13 protein-coding genes and 2 pseudogenes are annotated in these 17,233 nt (G+C 68.1%); 8 read left to right on the forward strand and 7 right to left on the reverse strand.

Translation table 11 applies throughout. The features are described 5' to 3' along the window. The first annotated feature begins 373 nt into the window (after positions 1-373). A protein-coding gene (locus IH80_RS47555; RefSeq protein ID WP_420708912.1) for an IS630 family transposase occupies positions 374-1,452 on the forward strand; the annotation gives its coding sequence in 2 pieces (ribosomal slippage) (positions 374-875 and positions 875-1,452; 1,080 coding nt in all). A gap of 46 nt (positions 1,453-1,498) precedes the next feature. On the opposite strand, the gene IH80_RS0136370 is transcribed toward IH80_RS47555, so the two are convergent. Then, positions 1,499-1,966 carry a DUF3592 domain-containing protein gene (locus tag IH80_RS0136370; RefSeq protein WP_030966113.1) on the reverse strand — a complete coding sequence of 156 codons (468 nt, stop codon included), beginning with the start codon at positions 1,964-1,966 and terminating at the stop codon, positions 1,499-1,501. A 462-nt stretch (positions 1,967-2,428) separates the two neighbouring features. On the opposite strand from IH80_RS0136370, the gene IH80_RS46615 reads away from it, so the two are divergent. Both IH80_RS46615 and IH80_RS45545 read left to right on the forward strand, forming a co-directional pair. Beyond that, on the forward strand, positions 2,429-2,866 hold the full coding sequence (locus IH80_RS46615; protein WP_234432506.1) for a transposase family protein: 438 nt from the start codon (positions 2,429-2,431) through the stop codon (positions 2,864-2,866). A gap of 186 nt (positions 2,867-3,052) precedes the next feature. Next, the gene (locus IH80_RS45545; protein ID WP_030966114.1) at positions 3,053-4,426 is read left to right on the forward strand and encodes a hypothetical protein; all 1,374 of its coding nucleotides are present in this window, start codon (positions 3,053-3,055) and stop codon (positions 4,424-4,426) included. Here IH80_RS45545 and IH80_RS44370 read toward each other — a convergent pair. Further along, on the reverse strand, positions 4,423-5,754 hold the full coding sequence (locus IH80_RS44370; RefSeq protein WP_158943813.1) for a hypothetical protein: 1,332 nt from the start codon (positions 5,752-5,754) through the stop codon (positions 4,423-4,425). The two genes, IH80_RS45545 and IH80_RS44370, sit on opposite strands and share 4 nt — an antisense overlap. 180 nt (positions 5,755-5,934) lie before the next feature. Between IH80_RS44370 and IH80_RS44375 the strand changes: the two genes are divergently transcribed. Together IH80_RS44375 and IH80_RS0136390 are read left to right on the forward strand one after the other, a co-directional pair. After that, complete coding sequence (locus IH80_RS44375) at positions 5,935-7,587, forward strand: competence protein CoiA family protein (RefSeq protein WP_158943815.1); 1,653 nt, start codon at positions 5,935-5,937, stop codon at positions 7,585-7,587. A gap of 31 nt (positions 7,588-7,618) precedes the next feature. Then, positions 7,619-8,296, forward strand: a complete 678-nt coding sequence (locus IH80_RS0136390) for a hypothetical protein (RefSeq protein ID WP_234432507.1) — start codon at positions 7,619-7,621, stop codon at positions 8,294-8,296. Here IH80_RS0136390 and IH80_RS43185 read toward each other — a convergent pair. Continuing rightward, positions 8,248-8,654: pseudogene (locus IH80_RS43185) on the reverse strand (transposase); the annotation flags it as partial. The gene IH80_RS0136390 and the pseudogene IH80_RS43185 sit on opposite strands and share 49 nt — an antisense overlap. Here IH80_RS43185 and IH80_RS0136395 point away from each other — a divergent pair. After that, positions 8,618-8,824, forward strand: a pseudogene (locus tag IH80_RS0136395) (transcriptional regulator); the annotation flags it as partial. The pseudogenes IH80_RS43185 and IH80_RS0136395 overlap by 37 nt on opposite strands. A 148-nt stretch (positions 8,825-8,972) precedes the next feature. Here the strand turns inward: IH80_RS0136395 and IH80_RS41275 are convergent. Further along, positions 8,973-9,302 carry a putative quinol monooxygenase gene (locus tag IH80_RS41275; protein WP_051810312.1) on the reverse strand — a complete coding sequence of 110 codons (330 nt, stop codon included), beginning with the start codon at positions 9,300-9,302 and terminating at the stop codon, positions 8,973-8,975. A 684-nt stretch (positions 9,303-9,986) separates the two neighbouring features. Here IH80_RS41275 and IH80_RS0136405 point away from each other — a divergent pair. Continuing rightward, complete coding sequence (locus IH80_RS0136405; protein WP_030966122.1) at positions 9,987-10,328, forward strand: hypothetical protein; 342 nt, start codon at positions 9,987-9,989, stop codon at positions 10,326-10,328. Positions 10,329-10,880: 552 nt separating this feature from the next. After that, on the forward strand, positions 10,881-11,555 hold the full coding sequence (locus IH80_RS47025; RefSeq protein ID WP_158943817.1) for a hypothetical protein: 675 nt from the start codon (positions 10,881-10,883) through the stop codon (positions 11,553-11,555). A 471-nt stretch (positions 11,556-12,026) separates the two neighbouring features. On the opposite strand, the gene IH80_RS47560 is transcribed toward IH80_RS47025, so the two are convergent. The 3 genes from IH80_RS47560 to IH80_RS46625 all read right to left on the reverse strand — a co-directional run bounded on the left by IH80_RS47560 (position 12,027) and on the right by IH80_RS46625 (position 16,160). Beyond that, positions 12,027-12,326, reverse strand: a complete 300-nt coding sequence (locus tag IH80_RS47560; RefSeq protein ID WP_030966125.1) for a helicase associated domain-containing protein — start codon at positions 12,324-12,326, stop codon at positions 12,027-12,029. A gap of 691 nt (positions 12,327-13,017) precedes the next feature. Beyond that, a complete protein-coding gene (locus IH80_RS0136420) occupies positions 13,018-15,690 on the reverse strand; it encodes a DEAD/DEAH box helicase (protein ID WP_030966126.1) in 2,673 nt (890 codons plus the stop codon). Positions 15,691-15,746: 56 nt separating this feature from the next. Then, positions 15,747-16,160 (reverse strand): hypothetical protein, encoded by a 414-nt coding sequence (locus IH80_RS46625; RefSeq protein WP_234432508.1) that lies wholly within the window; start codon positions 16,158-16,160, stop codon positions 15,747-15,749. Between the last annotated feature and the right edge of the window lie 1,073 nt (positions 16,161-17,233).

The following is a 17,233-nucleotide window of genomic DNA, read 5'->3' on the forward strand; positions in this document are numbered from 1 at the left end:
GAGCCTCCGCTCCGGCATGGGCGGCGAGGACCGCGACTGGTACGTGTACATGGACCAGCCCGACATGGCCGACGCCACCGCCGTGCGGCCCTCGATCCCGAAGACCCCCGGCGCGCGCGGCTCCAAGTCGACCTAGTAACGAGCTCGTGCATGGTTGGCGGTGACGCGCTGCATCTTGATCCTTGATCATGTTCGTGTGGTGGGGAACGGGTCTCGTGCAGCGATCATCAGCCACCGGAGGATCACAGGGCTGTCGGCCGATGTGATCGCCGAACTCGTCGCCGAGGTCGGTCCGTTATTGACTTCGGCTCGTCGGGGTGAATCTTGGTGAAGTGCCTGCTGGGCTTGGAGCTGTGGCTGTATCCCGTGGTGTGTGAGGTATGCGGATGGGGGCGGGCTGACCCCTGCAGGGCGTCAGCGCCGTGAATCGGTACGGATACAGGCGGTCGGGCTGTTCGAGCAGAAGGCCAAGCCGTCGGAGGTCGCCCGGCGCCTGCGGGTAAGCCTGAAGTCGGCCTACCAATGGCACCGACTGTGGCGCGACGGCGGGGCTGCGGCACTGGTCTCGTGTGGACCGAGTGGTTCGCGGTGCCGGCTGTCGCCGTACTGCCTCGAGAAGCTGACAAGGTTCCTGGAGGAAGGTCCGGCAGCGCACGGCTGGGTGGAGGACCAGGTGTGGACCGCGTCGAGGGTGGCCACGCTGATCGGCCGGAAGTTCCACGTCTCCTACAGCGTCTCGGGTGCCACCCGGTTGATGCACCGGCTCGGCTTCAGCCCGCAGGTTCCCGCGCGGCGTGTCGCCGAGCGTGACGAGCAGGCCGTCATCGCATGGAAGGGGGCGACCTGGGCGGAGGTAAAAGGGCCCGGGCGGCCTGCGGGGGCTACGTCTGCTTCGAGGACGAAGCGGGCTTCACCCGTCGGCCGCCCCGGGGACGGACCTGGGGCAGGCGAGGCCGCACCCCGGTCGTGACGGTGAGCGGGCGCCGCTCGGGACGGCTGTCGGTGGCCGGCCTGATCGCCATGCGGCCCGGCTCCCGGACCCGGCTGTGCCACCGGCTGCGGACCCACCCCGCAGGCAAGGGCAAGCGCCGCAGCATGGACGAGCGGGACTTCATCGCGCTGGTCGACGGCGTTCATCAGCTGGTCAAGGCGCCGATCGTGCTGATCTGGGACCGGCTGAACACCCATGTCTCGCGCAAGATGCGGGACCTCGTCGCCGAGCGGACGTGGCTGACAGTGTTCCTGCTGCCCGCCTACGCGCCCGACCTGAACCCAGTCGAAGGCGTCTGGGCGCACGTCAAGCGCAGCCTGGCCAACCTCGCCGTCATGGCCCTCGACCGACTCGAAACCCTCGTCCGCAACCGTCTTAAACGGCTTCAATACCGGCCCGACACCCTCGACGGCTTCATAGCAGGCACCGGCCTGACCCTCGACGCCCCGGCATCACCTTGACGAGTCGAAGTCAGTAGCACGGTGATCGGCATGTGGGGCGGGCACGTCATCCAACGGCGCTGGACGCCGCGCGCCGCCGCCGTGCTCGGGCCACCGTCTTCACGACCGGCAGAAGCAGGAACAACACGGCGCCCGCGCCGGTCGAGGCGGCTAGCAAGGTCGCCCCACCGCCCTCCGCGTCGGCCGCGGCGGCGACTGTCTGCGGATCGTCCGCCCGGTATCGGACGGTGAGGTGCGCGCCCACGGGGTATTTGCTGCCACTACTGCCTGGGGGCAAGGCCGCCACGACGGTGCGGTCCTGCGCCTCGAAGGCGACCTTGCACTGTCCCAGCGCGCACGTGCCGCGGGTATGCATGGTGGCGTCGGCGCGCACACCGTCGCGGAGCGAGCGCTGATGCTGGGCCTGGGGAATCAGTACCAGGGCCGACAGTGCGCCCAGGAGTAGCGCGAGACCGAGCCACACGAAGACTTCCGTACGGTGCCTGGCGCCTGCACGTACCGTCTCGTCCACCATGTTCCCTACCCCCCGTATGCCCTGCTCACGTACGAGGCAACAGTATGTGGGGCTCCGCGGTGGGGTCACCGGCTGCTGGCGGCACCCATGAGCCGGTCCGGTTGCCGGACATCGGCAGGACGGGTGGCCCGAGCGACCCCGTTGCCACGGTCGTCCATACAGCCAGCACCTCAAGCCCATCAGGCACTTCGCCAAGGTTCACCCTGACAAGCCGAAGTCAGTATGGCACGAACGGCACCAGGCGAGACTGGAGTCCAGGCCACGGCAGCGGGCCGTGGGCGTCGGCGCCAAACACCGGGTGGTCTTCATCGACCGGCTCCTGGCCACGCTCGTCCACCTTCGCCACGGTGCCACCCACGACGTGCTGGCCTGCTGGTTCGGCGTTGACCGCTCCACTATTACCCGGGCGATCGGCGAGGTGCGGCCCTGCTCGCAGGACGCGGCTGCACCATCGCACCCGGTATGCGGCTCAGCACCCTCGCCGAGGTCATCGACCACCTCGGTGCCAGCGGACGGACCGGGATCATCGACGGCACCGAGATCCGGGTCCGCAGGCCCGCGGTCGGCCGCAAGGACCGGGACAAATTCATCTCAGGCAAAAACAAGCAGAACGCGGTCACGGCAATTGTCCTCACTGACGCCAGTGGAAGGCTCCTGTTCTGCAGTCCAGCCCAGCCGGCAAGCTGTGCCGACATCACCCACGCCCGGCAGTTAGGCCTGGTCAACTTGCCGACCGCGTGCAACTGCGCCCGGTCGACATCGCGATGTGCCCGGGGCAGGTTGTCGACGACGCCAGCAGCGAAGCGGGGGCGTCGACGGCGTCGACCTTGCGAAATCGGCCCGGCGTACGCCAGCCGGCTGCGGCCTGCTCCAACCCGAGCGGGCCTCACGGTCCAGTAACTCGGCCCAGGCCCGCGGGCGGCGACCTGGTCGGGGTTGAGGGCGCTGTACTGACGGACGCCGCCAAGGTCGGTCAGGAAGGGGAGCACATCCTTTCGGGCTAATCAGCTCCAGTAGGGCGCACCGGTTGGGTCTCTCCCTGGCAGCATCCGAGCCGAACTTGTCGATCGGTAGAGGGCGCGCGAAATGAAGCAGACACTCAACGAGCGGCAGCTGGCGGTGCTGGAGTGGGTCGGAAAGGGCTGCCCCGAGGGGACCGCCCCCACCTACAAGGCCAGCAGCCAGGCTCTGCAGAACCGAGGGCTGGTCAAGGTATCCAGGCGCGGTGGGGTGTGGACTGCGGTGCTCACTGACGCAGGGCGCCATTACTTAGCCCATGGCACCTACCCTGCACCGAAGGCCCCGACGCGAGCGCTTCCCATCCCCCGGCTGCCCAAGGTCATCGCGCCGTCTTCGTCACCCGGTGTTCCACAGCAGCCGCGTAAGACGTACACCGACCAGCTCCTGGAGGAGCTGGAGGCAGCCGGCGGCAGGATTCTGAAGTCGGGCCCTGACGCCGATGCCTGGTGGAGCCGTGCCGCCTCGGCGAGTAGATCCGGACGGATCCCGAAGACCAAGGAGCTGCACTGGCGGAGGCTCCGTGAGGGCGTCGAGATCAAGCTCGTGGACATTCCCGAGTGGCGCCTGGCCGTCCTGGAACCGGTGGCCGTGCCAGCACGGCTGACCCGCCCGCATCCTGTCGTCCAGGCGATGCAGAAGGCGAACCAACCGCTCGGGCTGACGCGCCCCGTCCAGCAACGCGCTTTACGGATCGTGCACGCGCTCCTCACCGCCGTCGAACGCAACGGCCATACCTGCGCCGCCGGCACCGTGGGCGCGGGACCGCAGCACAACCGACGTCTTCCGCACGATCCGCACTTCACCATCAAAGCCCAGGGGCAGACGGTCGAGTTCCGAGTGGTGCAGGAGAAGGACCGAAGCGAGCACATTGCGACGGACAAGGAGCTCGCGGAAGCCAAGAAGTCCTCATGGATCATGATCCCCCGGTACGACTACACACCCTCCGAGCGACTGCGCATCGACCTCAGCGGCGGCCAGTGGCACCACGGGTCCGAATGGGTCGACAGCACCGAGCGCCCCTTGGAGGAGCAGCTCGCAGAGATCGTCCACGAGATCGGACTGCGCGGTGAGGCGGCCGAGCGTAAGCGCCTAGCCGATCTTGAGCAGGCAAGGCAGAAGCACTTGCGCTGGGAAGCCGCTATGGCCGAGGCCCGTGAACAGTACGCCGAGGATTGCCGCGTCCGACAGCTGGACTCGCAGGAGGCTGCTTGGCGCCGCGCGACACGCCTGAGCACCTACCTGGAAGCCGCTGAGGCACACGTGGCGACGCTTGCACCCGGACCGGAACGGACGGCTGCTGAAGAGTGGATGCAATGGGCCACGGAACATGTGGCGCGCGCCCATCCGAAGTTTCAACAGCTTCGGTTCCCTGACATTCCCGAACCCCGCCCCGACGATCTGAAGCCGTTCCTCCGCGGATGGAGTCCGTACGGCCCTTAGTGACTTGGATCAGCGGCTTGAGGGTGCGGTAGTGCCTGGGGTCCCCAGAAGCTGTGGGGCCGGTGCAGGTCGCATCGCCATCCGGCTGCGTAGAAGCGGGCCGGCTGGCCGCATGTGGGGTTGCCGGTTTCGCAGGAGCCCCGGTGGAGGGGAGATGCCGTTGGTGATTGTGGATCCAGCGGGGCAGTCGGCTCGTCCAGCTTCTGACGGTCAGGGGTCGGTTCGGTCCTGGGTGCCGGGTCGATCGTGATGGCGAGTTCCACGCTGGCGATGCCCCGCGGCTTCAAGGGGGCGCTGGGGTGCCACGTTTTCTCGCCGAACCGGCATGTCGTGTCCGCTTCCCGGCCCGAGTACTGGATCTCGTCGTCCAGGACGTCGGATTCCCCGAAGTCAGGGGTGTCCACGCTGCGGTAGTCGGCCCACTTGTTGCGGTCCTTGAGGGGAACCCACAGGTGGCTGCCCGCGCGTGAGTCCTTGCGGGAGGGAACGAAGAGCGGTGCGATGTGACCTATGGCCGCGCCGATCAGCGTGCGGCCGACGGTGACGCTGGCGACGTCACCGTCGAAGCTCGTCCACCCGGAGGTTTCATCGTCCATGCGGCGCGGGGTGTCCCACTGCAGGTGCACCTTCCCGCACCCTGTCTTGACCTGGCCGTCCGGGCAGGGACGCTGGGCTGCGGCGACGCAGTGCCACTCGGCGAGGACGCGGTATCCGCCGACCAGGGCCAGGTCGGCGGCGTTGCTGATCTCCCGCCAGGTGACCTGGTTGGTCAGCATCCAGTTCGACCGGTCGACCAGGTGGAACGTGTCGTCGTGCGTGATCCAGTTCGGGCTCAAACCGGCCGCAGCGTGGGCTTTCGACCGGCGCAGCACACTGCCAGGGCTGGCGTTGTAGTACTGCGCCTCACAACCCAGATCCAGACCGCCGGCCCCCACGATGGTCACGTCGGGACGCGAGGACCGCAGCTTGGTGGACTTCTCCACCCGTACTTCGAGACCGGCCGCCTGCGCGGTACGGGCCAGGAAATCCTTCATGGCCTTGTGCCGGTCACTTTCCTCCGCCGTCATCTCATGAACGGTGGGAAGATGCGCCGCGCGCAGCCGAAGAGCGCCATCGGGACCGCGGTGCTTACGCACGTACATGAAGGGGCTTTGCACGCCGCTGAGTTCCGCCTTGCAGGGCTGCCCCCTGCTGCTCTCCATGCACACGAGCAGCTTCCGGTCCCGCTCAGCCACTGGAAGAAGGAGCTCCGCGATCAGGTCCGGCACGCTGATGCCCGCGCCCGCCAGACCGAGGTCTCCCTTGTCGAGTTCGAGAACGGTGCCCAATCCGGAATGCCAAACGCCATTCGCCACAGATGTCCCCCACCCAGTAGCAATGCGAAGAAGGCCGCGTTTCCACGGTACGACGCCTCACTGACAACCGAACAGACTTCGGTGCGCTCCTCGCGCTGACCGGACGGCCGAATCCCTGCGAAGTGTGGCTGGAATGTTTCGTATGCCTTGTGAGTGGGTCACAACAGGATCAGTCACTCGTTCGGAGCATGGCAGGGGCTGATGGACAAACGCCTTATCCAGACCGCGGTGCTTGGCAGTCCTGACTCTGATGAGCCAGTGGTGTGCCCTGAAGACCCCGATGAGCTCAGAGTCTTCCGGCGTGAACACGAGAAAGACACGTGGTGGTGCGGTACACACCTGCCGGGTGGCTGCGGCCGTCGACTGATGACCCGGCTGCGCACCGACAGGGTCTGCCACTTTGCGCACTACCGGGAAGACGGCACGGAGTACCGGTGTGGCCGGCAGTCCAGCGGCCCCGAGAGCGCGAATCACCTCTTTATCAAGGCCGACTTCGCAACGTGGCTGGACGCACAGGGCATCAGGGCCGACCTCGCCTTCCCCGAGCCCGTCGGATCCGCAGTGACAGTGCGACTGGAAGATGGCCGCGTACTGCTGATCCATCTCGACCGGAGCCGACCTGTCCCATGGAATGACCCGGCGTACTGGGAGATCCTGCTCGGTCCCGGAGTCAGAATGGACCCGGATGTCCTCTCCATACGCGGCTCCATCTTGCGTCTTCGCTTGTACGCCAAGGCCGGCGGCCGCCGTGCGACCCGGATTCGCCTGGAACCGACGGGCAGCCCGGAATGGTCGGCCCTGGGCAAGCTCCTCCTCACCGAAGAGGGGCTGGCCCTGCCCACACAGCCGGGAACAGTGCCCCGGCCTCGGCCATCTGCTGAAGCAACAACCCTGGCTGCCCGCGAGCATTGGCAGATGCTGCCTGTTACCCCCTCGGCTTCGCCCCCAGCCCCAGATCTAAGACGTCTTAGCTCTATCAGGAGGGTCGCTCTGCGACTCGACAGCGCGCTTCGTGCTGATGATGCCCAGCAGGTCCGCGAAGCGCTTTACGCCGCCACGCAGCCCATGGACCGAACAAATGAGCATGATGTCGACGGCTTGAACGCGGCGCTGGCAAGGGCTAAACGGTGGCAAGGCCAGCGGGCGCGGCGCCGCTCAGCGGTCGTCGCCGCGCTACTTGAAGACGCCGCAGCTGGACGGCTGTCCGGCGACCTGCTGGCGCAAGCCGTGCAACTCGTGGAGGACGTGGATACCCCGGAGAGCGAGAAGGAGGCGGTCGCCGATCTGCAGGTGCGTGCGCAGCGTGCGCGTGAGGAGGCTCGCCGGGAACAGGCAAGGCAAGCAGCCGCGAAAGAAGCAGCAGAGGCCCGTGACCTGGCGCGGCGCATCGCAGAGGTCGCCCGAACCAGAAGACAGTTCCAGCTCCCAGCGGATCACGATGACCGTAGGAGCAAGCTGACGTCCCTCGCTGACTTCGTCCGCGGCGCCTTGAGGAAGGCCGCCGGCGAGGGACGCGTGACCACCTGGCCGGAACTGAGCCAGAAGACAGGACGCAGAGAACTGGGCAGACTCTCCTACCTAGACCAGGTGGAAGTGCTTGCCCTCGTGGATGCCCAGACGCGACCGGAAGATCCTCGCTTGTCGGCCCTCCTGGCCCCACCTGACAAATCCACCGCCCTACAGCTCCACCGCGACGTGTCGCACCGCCTCGGCCGCCTAGGCCGTTTCGTTTGGATCTTGCGAGGCTTGTCATACTTCCCGAGTGGAGATGCAAGCCGAGGAGGCAGCGCGGCGTTGGCTGGCTGATCAGGGTGTCAGCCAGGTGCGCGACGGGTGGGTGAGCAACGAGAAGCCGGACGCGTTGCTCACCGCCAACGAGGTAGCGCACTCCTGGGCCGGCGATGTGTTCGCCGAAGACCTGGATGCAGCCGACCAGGTGAGGTTGGCTTTCGGGCTGCTGGACCTCCTAGACGAGTACTGGGTCACGTGCGAGATCCGGTTCGCGAACGAGGGCGCCGAGGGTCCCCTGCCGGCGGACGTGATGTGGAACGGCTACCGTCAGCGACTGGAGGCGGACCGGGACGCTGAGGCCGTCACCTACTCGCTGTGGGTGGACTGGTTCGAGGACCACGCCACTTCCGCGACGGCCTTCGCCGAGGTTCTCGGTAACGACATCGACCGGGTGGTGGCCGAGCGATCGGAGGCCCTGCTCCGCCGAGCCCGTCGCGTTCTGGAGTGTTCGGGCCCGGTGCGCTGGACGGCGAAGGAGCTGACGTACCGCACCGCCATGCAACTTCCTGCCCTGCACTCGGCCGTCTTCCGCGGCCTTTTGGCGAGCTTCCACGATGTCTACGGCGACCTGGAGCCGACTGCTGCACTGACCTTCCTCGGCCGGCTGGATCTCCCCACGGACACCCAGCACCTTGCCGAACTGCGCCACGTACTTGCCGCGGAGCACAAGAACCACTACCGCAGCCCCGGTGCCTGGGACGATGCGCTTCGCTCCTGCTCCTGAGTCGTTGGCCTGGCAGACCAAAGAAAGATGCCGGCGACGTAGAGTCCGGCCAGGTAGATGGTTGCGGTCCTCTCGTAGCGGGTGGCGATGCCCCGCCACTGCTTCAGGCGGTTGATGCAGCGTTCGACGGTGTTGCGCTGCTTGTACGCCTCGCGGTCGAAGGCGGGTGGCCTGCCGCCTTGGCTGCCGCGCCGCAGTCTGTGGCCGCGTTGACAGCCGGAATGGGGATGACCGCCCGGATTCCGCGCTTGCGCAGGTGCTCGCGGATCGCGCGGGAGGAGTATGCCTTATCGGCCAGGACCACGTCCGGCCTGGTACGGGGACGTCCTCGCTGCCGTGGCACGCGGAGGCGGGCCATGTGAGCGAAGGCGGTACGCCGACGTCTACGCCTCACCCGGCAACCAGGCGAACCTGGCCCGCTTCAACTTCCTCGACCCCGCCTCCCGCCGCTTCCACCTCGACTGGGACCAGGCCGCCGACATCGCCGTCGCCATCCTGCGCACCGAAGCCGGCCGCAACCCCCACGACAACGCGTAAAGCCGCATCAAGATCTACTCATTGCCCCCTTCACGCGTATCTCGGCTGAACCCCTCACACCGCCACCCCACCATGACCTGGGCAGACACGCACCAGGTCTGGCCCCAGGCGGGCCTGCCCTGCCCGCTGGTTTGCTCGATCACCGGGTCAGTCCAGCTTTCGCAAGGACTTCATCGAGAGTCAGCGTCGAGGCCAGGTCGTGGATCCAGGCTTCAGGCGGTGCTGCGAAGACGTCGCCCAAAGCGGCCATGAGCGTCTCGAATTCATTCTGCAAGTGCCTGTACACGGCGTCGAGATTGGCCCACTGCTCGATGATCACGAAGGTATTCGGCGCTTCGAGATCTTCGGCGATCTGATAGCCCTCGCAGCCCTCCTCAGCACGGGTCCGAGCCGCGTTGCCGCGAATCACCTCGAGCCAGTGCTCACGCTGCTCCGGCTTGATCGATGCTCTGACAATTTGGAGAACCATGCACTGCTCCTTACCTCGCCCGGCGCCGCGTCTTCCGGGATCGCTCAGTTTGGTGCCCTGCCCCAGTAGACCGCCCCGGGCAACCGACCACCTGCCGTTGTACGCCGCTCGTGTCAGGCACTGGGGCAGTCGGCCACTCACCATGGCCCGGCCTCCAACCCCGGTGATCGTTGCCGGTCACACCACGTGCTCAAGCCGTGCGACGTACTCCTTGAGGACGTGGGTGACGGCCGAGTGATCGCATCGGCGTGATGCGGTCATGGTCGGTCGCTTCGTACAGGACCCGGCGCAGCCGTATGCTCCCCTGAGCCGGGCCACCGGTGGCACCCGACGCAGTGCGAACCGTACGAGGCCAAGACGGTCGCGGTCGCGGACCAGGCCGAGCGCGACCGTCTGGAGACGGAGGCCGCCGCGACCGCCGAGAAGGCCCGAACCTGGCGCTCCCGCTTCCGCGCCGGGCAAGCCCCCTGACCGTCGGGCAAGCCTCCTACCGGCGAGGAGAGGCCGCCGAGGGCAGGCTGCCCCGCAGTGGGGTCGAGACCTGGCCGGCGTCCGCGTGGGCCGGGAGTCTCCCAGGCGACGCTGTGGGCGTGGCGCACTTAAAAGGGCATGAATCTCACATAACGTCCACGTCTGTAATTTCCATCCAAAGGATGGTTGCGGCTCTGACGAAGAGGAAATGCTGTGCGCAAGCTTCGCAAGGCTGCCGTGGTAGCTGCCGTCGTCGGAAGTATCAGTGTGTTCGGCGCCGGTGTCGCCTCCGCCCACGGCTCGGACGATAGCGAGAGCGACCGACCCGGCAACGCGATCGTCTGCCATCAGCGGTCCGAGGTCACGCAGGTGACGTACCAGAACGGCCTCATCAATGGCCCGCTCCTCGGTAGTGGCGCGGCGACCGCAACATCTCCCCAGCAGATCTGCAGCGGCAGGGACAGCCGCGCCCTGAATGGCGCATCCGCCACGACCGGCGGCCTCCTCAGCGGCCTCGTCTCCACAGTGACGGGCCTTGCGCCCGGCGTCCTGTAACGACCCGGCACGCCCGACCCGGGGTCGCGGCCCGGTTGAACGGTGCGACTCCAAGAAACCGGGCCCCGGGACGTCAAGGCTGATTGCTCCCCGGGCCTGTGGTGTGCGGGGGGCGGTGGCGTTCAGTCCGGCTGCGCCCTGAGGTAAGGCGGGCTTACGGGGTCGGTCGCCCGTCGCGATCTGACCACCTCTTCGCGAACTGAGGCGTGTTGCGGTCAAAGGGCTGCATATCCCGCCGGTTGTTCGCAATCTGCCCATCGCGGACGGCAATAGATCGAACGACAGGGAGATGTTGTGCGCAAGTTTCATCGGGCTGCTCTGGTAGCTGCCGTGGTCGGGAGCGCCAGTGTGTTGGGGGCTGGTGGTGCCTTCGTCCACGCCTACAGCGGTGGGGATGGGGGCCCGGGCGCGAGCGTGGTCGAGTGTGATCAGCGCTCTCAGGTCACCCACGTGGCATTCCAGAACGGCCTCATCAATGGCCCGCTCCTCGGTAGCGGGCCGGCGGGTGCGACCGCTGCCCAACAGATCTGCAGCGGGAGGGACAGTGTCGGCGTGAATGGTGCCGCAGCCCAGTCGGGTCCCACCCCCACCCCCACCCCACCCCCGAGCGGTGAGGTGGTGTTCACCTCCGACGGAACCTTCGTCGCACCCGCGGGCGTCACGTCCGTGACCGCCCGGGTCTGGGGTGCGGGAGGCGGAGGCGGCGGAGGCGGCGGAGCCGGCCCCGGAATCGGCGGTGGAGGCGGTGGCGGCGGAGCCGGCGGCTACGTCTCGTGCACCGTGCCGGTGACACCGGGAACCGTCTACACGGTCGACACAGGCGAAGGGGGAGCCGGCGGCGAAGGCGGTCCAACTGCTCCCGTCGGCACGCCCGGCGGTGACGGCGAGCCGGGAGAAGCTGCTGCCCTGCTCGCACCCGATGCCACCGCCCTGGCTGTCGCCGCCGGCGGCGGTGGCGGTGGCGCAGGTGGTGGTCCTGGGGGAATCGTCCCCGGGGCCGGCGGCGAGGGCGGCACCGGAACGTGCTCCGGAGCCGGCACGATCCAGAACGGCGGCGACGGCGCCCCCGGCAGCGGTGCCACCGGCGGTGAGGGCGGCCTGCCCGCTCAGCCCGCACCGGACGGCCGTGCCGCAGGCGGCGACGGCGGCAACGGCGGAATTGGCATCGAGGCCCCCGGCAACTCTGGAGAGCCGGGCGGCGACTCCTACGTCGTCATCTCATACTGACGCCTCTTCCCCTGGAATCAGTCGGAGAACGGTCATCGACAACAGCCGCCCAGGGCTGCGGTCCGGGAGGGCCTGCACCGGTTGGACTGCGGCCTGACCGTCACCGGCAGCACCTCCCGAACCAGCTCGGCGCCGTGCAGGCGGTCCTGATGGTCGGCGCCAAGCGTGAAAGGCTGCTCCCGAAGGTCCTGGCCGACGCCTGGGACCGGGACAAGACATCTGGGAGCAACACGGGCTCGCCCCCGCCGTGGCTCCGCGGCGGAGCCACCCACGGGCCAGCAGGCCCACACTCCGGTCCAAGCGGGGTGTGGGCCCGCTGAATGTTCGGACCCTACCGTCGGCTGGAAGCGTATGAGCTACTCGCGCTTCCCCCGATGGCCTGCCAAAGTCCAGGGCCCCGACGCGCCCCTTGCCGACTGACGAGGAAGGGGCCCCCCGGGGCTGGGCGATCCCGCCCAGCCCCGGGGGGCGCTACGCCCACCTCATTCCGACCTTGGACAGCTGCTCCACCCGCTCCGGTGTCAGCGTGGCGGCGCGGCGTCGCTGGTTGTCGACCCAAGTCCCGCGCTTCAGCGCCACGTCCCGCTGTGCCTGGCCGTCGCCGACGGTGATGGTCTCGACGTGTTTGCGGGGCACTGTGAGGTGGCCTTCGCGGGCGAAGTACTGGGCGGCGGCGGCGTAGTGCATGGCCCACTTGTCCGCTTGGCTGGTGCGCTGCTTGGGCTTCTCGTCCTCGCTGGCGGGTTCGATGCCGAGGATCTGTTCGCACATCCGTTGCTGTACCGCGGTGAGCTGGATCCCAGCCGTGCCGGACGGAGGTGACCCACCGTCCGAGGTCCTCGCCCTGGCGCACGACCTCGCCCGCCACGGTGGGCAGCGCCTGGCCGGTGTCCAGGTGCTGCCGGACGAGGTGGAAGCAGCGCTGCCAGGTGACCGGCCACGCCGGGCACCACGAGGGGTCGATTTCCTCCAGCTGCTCGCGCCGCTCCCGCGTCATCGGCCCGGCCGACGATTCCACCGGCCCCGACTGGCCCCCGTTGAGGCGCGCGTGGAGATGGCGGGCGGCTGCGTGTCTTGTTCAGGTGTGCTGCTGTGGCGGGATTCTGCGGTATATTGGATCTTGTGCTCGCGGCCGTGGTTGCGCGGTTGCGGGACTGGCGTTGGTGGTCCAAGGAAAGACACCCCACTTCCCGTGGGGGGATGCAGGTGCAAGGCCTGCCCAGCGCTCGATCAAGGCCCCGGCCTCCTGACGGAGGCCGGGGCTTTTTGCCATTGCGTTGCCGCGCCGCCGTCGGGCGGCGCTTGCACAGTGACCTCCGGGTCTGGCCGCCGCCGTCGGCCGTCGGTGTCCCATGCTGCCGCCGCCGTGTGTCGTCCGCCCCCCCGCCGTCTAGTGCCAGACGGCGACGCCGACCTCCGCAACCAACTGACAGCTGAGCGCACACAGCTCCACAGCCGGTGATCACGAGGCAGCCCAGTGGATGCCGAGCTTTGCGAGGGCGGCGAGCTGGTCGGTGGTGAGTTTGTCGCGTCGGGTTTTGGTGTTGGAGATCCATACGCCGAGTTTCACGATCACCGGCTCTGCCTCGCCCTCGACCGTGATCTCCTCGCTGTGGGTGCGGGGTACTGGCCGGTGGGTGCCTTCTCGTTCGACCCACTGTGTGAGGGCTGTCAGGCCGCGTTGGAATGCCTGTTGCGCCTTGCTCGGCCCCTTCGCCCCGCGGGTCGCCGCAGGGGCGGGAGAGGGCGCCTGGTCGGGCTGCACGCCGAGCGCGGTCAGTCGTGCCTGTTGTTCGGGCAGGAGCCGCGCCCAGGTAGGCGGCTGCTTCTGCTGTTGGAGCCACCGTCCGATGTCGTCGCCGTCCCACAGCACGCCGGGCGCGATGTCGGGCAGCTGGCCGTCGGCGTCGACGAGGTCGGCCAGGATGCGGTAGTGGCGCTGCCAGTCCAGGGGCCAGGGGCAGTTCCAGTCCTTGTCGATCGCGGTCAGCTGCGCCGCGCGTTCCGCTGCCCGTTCCGGGTCCTTGCCGAGTCCGTTCTTGGTGCCCTTCCTGCGGAGGTTGGCCATGTGCTGTCCGATGGGCACCATCTCGTCGTCCTCGCCCCAGACGGCGTCCTGCCGGGGTGCCAGGTGCCCGGTGGCCCGGCGGTACGACCGCAGGGCGGCGAGCTTGGCCTCCCACGCCTCCTCACCGGGCTCCCACACCATCCCGGCCTCCGGGGCGTCCAGCAGGGTCTTGCGCCGGTCCTCGAGTTCACCGGTGCGCAGGGCCTTGCGCTGCTGGTGCACCCACCGCCCGAGCGGGAACGCCTTGGTGACGCCGACCTCGGTCTCGGTGTCGTACGGGACGGTGTGGAGGCCGGTGATGTCGTTCTCGGCCCGCCACCGGATCAGGGCCTGGTAGCCCTCCAGCCACACCAGGGACTCCGGCCGGTAGACGCGGGTGCGCAGGAACGCGGCGATGGTGGCCGCGTCCCGGGGCGAGGAGAAGTGCAGCAGCGCCGACTCGGCCGCGGCGTCGGCGCCGTCCTCCTGGTCCTCGCCTTCCCCGCTGGCGCCGACGATCTGCCCGTCTTCGTCGCGGCGCAGGTGGATTTTGCGCTTGCCGCTGGTGAGGGCGCGGGATGCGAGCTGCTCGACGAGGCGTTCGTCATGACTGCGGAGGCCCTGCAATACGGCTACAAGGGGCCGGTGGCTGGCGGAGGCGACCATGTCGTTGGGGTCCTCGTTCGGCTCCAGGAAGATGGGCACGATGATTCGGGCGATCTTCGTGGAGCCGTCCTTGTTGAGGCGGAGGGCGCGGCCGATGTTCTGGACGATCTCGACTTGGGAGCCGCGGGTGTCGGCGAAGCAGATGGCCTCCACGCCCCGTTCGCCGGTGATGTCGACGCCCTCGCCGAGGACGCGCACGGAGGCGAGGAACGCCCGGTGCACACGGTGGCCGGTGGCGTTGATGCCGTTGGCGAACTGCCGCAGGACCTCGCGCCGCTCGGTGACGAGGTGGTCCCCGCACAGCCATGCCGACCAGACCCGGTCCGGCGGGACGTGGCGGCCGGTCTCCAGCTCGTAGAACTCCGCGTCGATCGAGGACTTCGGCAGCTTCTCCGCGGCCGCGAGGTCGGCGTCCGTGGCGTCGGTGTCGTACAGCTCCGCCGCCGTCTCCGGCAGCTTCTCCGCGAATGCGGCCGCCTCCTCAACCTTCTGGTGGAAGGTCATGACCGTACGGAGGTTGTACGCCGCCGCGTGCTCCAAAAGTGCGGCCTGCAGCAGGGCCAGGCGCCGGCCCCGCTGCGCCTCCTCGGACTCCCCGAGAGCAGGCGACGGATCCCGGATTTCCAGGACGTCGATCTCGAACCCGGCGAGGATCCCCCGCTCGATTGCCTCGGACAGTCCCAGCTCGGCCAGCCAGGCCCCGTAGGTGCCGTCGGGGTCGTCGGCCATGCTCGCGATCTCGGCCTCCTGGCCCTCCGCGCCCTTCTGCGGTCGGGCCGCGGCGAGGATCCGCGGAGTCGCAGTGAGGTAGAGCCGGAAGTCCGCCGGGATTCGGGCGTTGTCGTGGATCGCGGCCCACGGGCGTCCGAGGTCGCCGGCGGTGCCGTGGGCCTCGTCGACGATCGCGAGGTCGAAGCCGTGCATCTGCTGCCCGTACAGCCGCTCCCCGCCCGCCAGAGCGGCCTCCAGGGGCCCGCGAACCTTCCGCTGGCCTTCGGGTGCGTCGATGTCCTCGCGGTCCACGAGGGAGGCGTACGTGGCGAACACGACGACCGGCCCGGAGGCGGCCCACAGGGCGAGCTGGATGGGGTTGGTGGTGGTGCGGACTCCGAGCTCGTTGAGCACCGGGTCGTTCTCCAGCGAGCAGACGGCGATCATCGGGGCCCGGTGACCGACCAGCCGCCACGCCTGGGCGGTCTGGGCGAGGAGGTCCAGGGTGGGGACGGTGACGAGGATCCGGCCGTCCGCGAACGATTCCAGCGCGCTCGCGGCGGCCGTGATCGTCTTGCCTGAGCCGGTCGCGGAGACGATGGTGCCCCGTGCCCCCCTGGGGTGCACGGATGATCTTGCAGGGAATCCCACCCACTTCCGGAATGCCGACTTCTGGTCGACCTGGTGTTCCCTGAGGGAAATGCCGTGCATTCCAAGTTTTCCGTTCTGTGCGGCGGAGATTGAGAGGTGAGACCTTGGGCGGTCGTCTAGGTGTCGAGTCCTCTGAGTCCCCACTCGTCGAGGCCGCCGTAGATGGTGGCGGTGCGGCATTGCGGCGCGTCCATGACTTCGGCTTCGCCGCGGTAGACGGCGATGAGGGAGTCGGTGCCGCGCCACCAGGTGTCTGCGAGGCCGGCGGTCTCCGGAACCTGCTGGAAGCCGTTGAGGTCGATGTTTTCGACGGCGTCGCCGGTCACTGTCGTGGTGGTGCGTGCGCAGCTGCGGGCGTGGTGGGCCAGGGCGACTGCTTCTACCCACCCTTCAACGCTGGAGTGCAGGGGTACCCAGTGGCCGCAGTGGAGTCCGAACTCTCCACTGGGGCCGATCATGAACGCGTACGGAAGAGCGGTGCGCTGGTCTCCTGCGTTGAAGTGCCAGTCGGGGTCGGGTCCCTCGGGCACGTCCCCGCTGAGCACTCGAGGTCCGCCGTCGTAGTGGGGAGAAGGAGGAAGAACGAGCCCACCCCAGACGGCCTCGTAGGCCGAGACCCGGTCTATCTGCGCCGTGGGAACGCCGTGTTCCATCCACCGGGCCCGGTACTGTTCAATGTCAGAACGTGGAGTCCAGTGGCCGTGGATTCGGACGAAATACTTCGCCCTACGAGTTATGTGCTCAGATACTTCTCTTCTGTTCGCCACCCTATCCGCCTCACCGTGTACCGTACTTCTACCAACGGTACATGCTGCATCAGTCTGATGCAGCCGTTGCGTTGAATCCGACACGAACGAGTCCTGTAGGGCTGGCCTTGAGGCCTGTGAAGGCACACCGGAAGGATCGCGGGCCGGGGGAGCGCAGCAGACCCGCGGCCCTGGATGCCGAGCCGCGGATGCCCGCGAGGGGTTGGGCGGATAAAACATGGGTGCTTCTTCAGCGGGTTCGGTCATGATCGTGGGAATGGATCACGAATCGGATGTCATAGCCGCTGTGCGCCCACTGTGGGATGAGCACAGGCCTGCACCTTTCCCGTGCGGCCTGGCAGGTCAGGATCGGGCAGGGTTTGACCTCGTCCTGGTGGATGCGGACATGGCCGGGTGTGTGTACACCTGGCTGGATGACGGCGGAACCCTGGACATGCGGCTCTTCCGGGTTCTGCATTGGCGTGGATCCCAGCTCACCGCAATCCTCACCGAGTTGAGTGAGGGGGACAGTCCCGAGTACTGGCATCGGCTCTCCAGGATGGCTGCGCTTGTTGCCTCCACGGATCCCAGGCCGAGAGATGCCTACCAGCCTGAGACGTGGAGCCCGGAGAAGCTCGTCCAACTCCCCCAGGAGCCGTATTCTTAGCCGGCCGGGCCCACGCAGTGGGCCTGAAGGTTCTGGAGGCGCAGCCGGAAGGACCGCCTGGGGTGAGGGAGCGCAGCGAACCCACCCCTACTTCAGGTTCGCCTGCGAACCTGAACCCCCATCACACCCGCACCCACACAATCAAACAGGCCCCCGTCGTGGGCGGGAGCGCAGCGGACGCCCTCCAGGC

This window comes from Streptomyces sp. NRRL S-378 (genome assembly GCF_000720645.1).
Taxonomy (GTDB): domain Bacteria; phylum Actinomycetota; class Actinomycetes; order Streptomycetales; family Streptomycetaceae; genus Streptomyces.

Excerpts from the sequence above, each read along its gene's own strand:
- IH80_RS0136420 (WP_030966126.1), bottom strand. The coding sequence starts at position 15,690 with ATGCACGGCATTTCCCTCAGGGAACACCAGGTCGACCAGAAGTCGGCA.
- IH80_RS45545 (WP_030966114.1), top strand. The coding sequence starts at position 3,053 with ATGAAGCAGACACTCAACGAGCGGCAGCTGGCGGTGCTGGAGTGGGTC.
- IH80_RS46615 (WP_234432506.1), top strand. The coding sequence starts at position 2,429 with ATGCGGCTCAGCACCCTCGCCGAGGTCATCGACCACCTCGGTGCCAGC.
- IH80_RS0136370 (WP_030966113.1), bottom strand. The coding sequence starts at position 1,966 with ATGGTGGACGAGACGGTACGTGCAGGCGCCAGGCACCGTACGGAAGTC.
- IH80_RS47560 (WP_030966125.1), bottom strand. The coding sequence starts at position 12,326 with ATGTGCGAACAGATCCTCGGCATCGAACCCGCCAGCGAGGACGAGAAG.
- IH80_RS41275 (WP_051810312.1), bottom strand. The coding sequence starts at position 9,302 with ATGGTTCTCCAAATTGTCAGAGCATCGATCAAGCCGGAGCAGCGTGAG.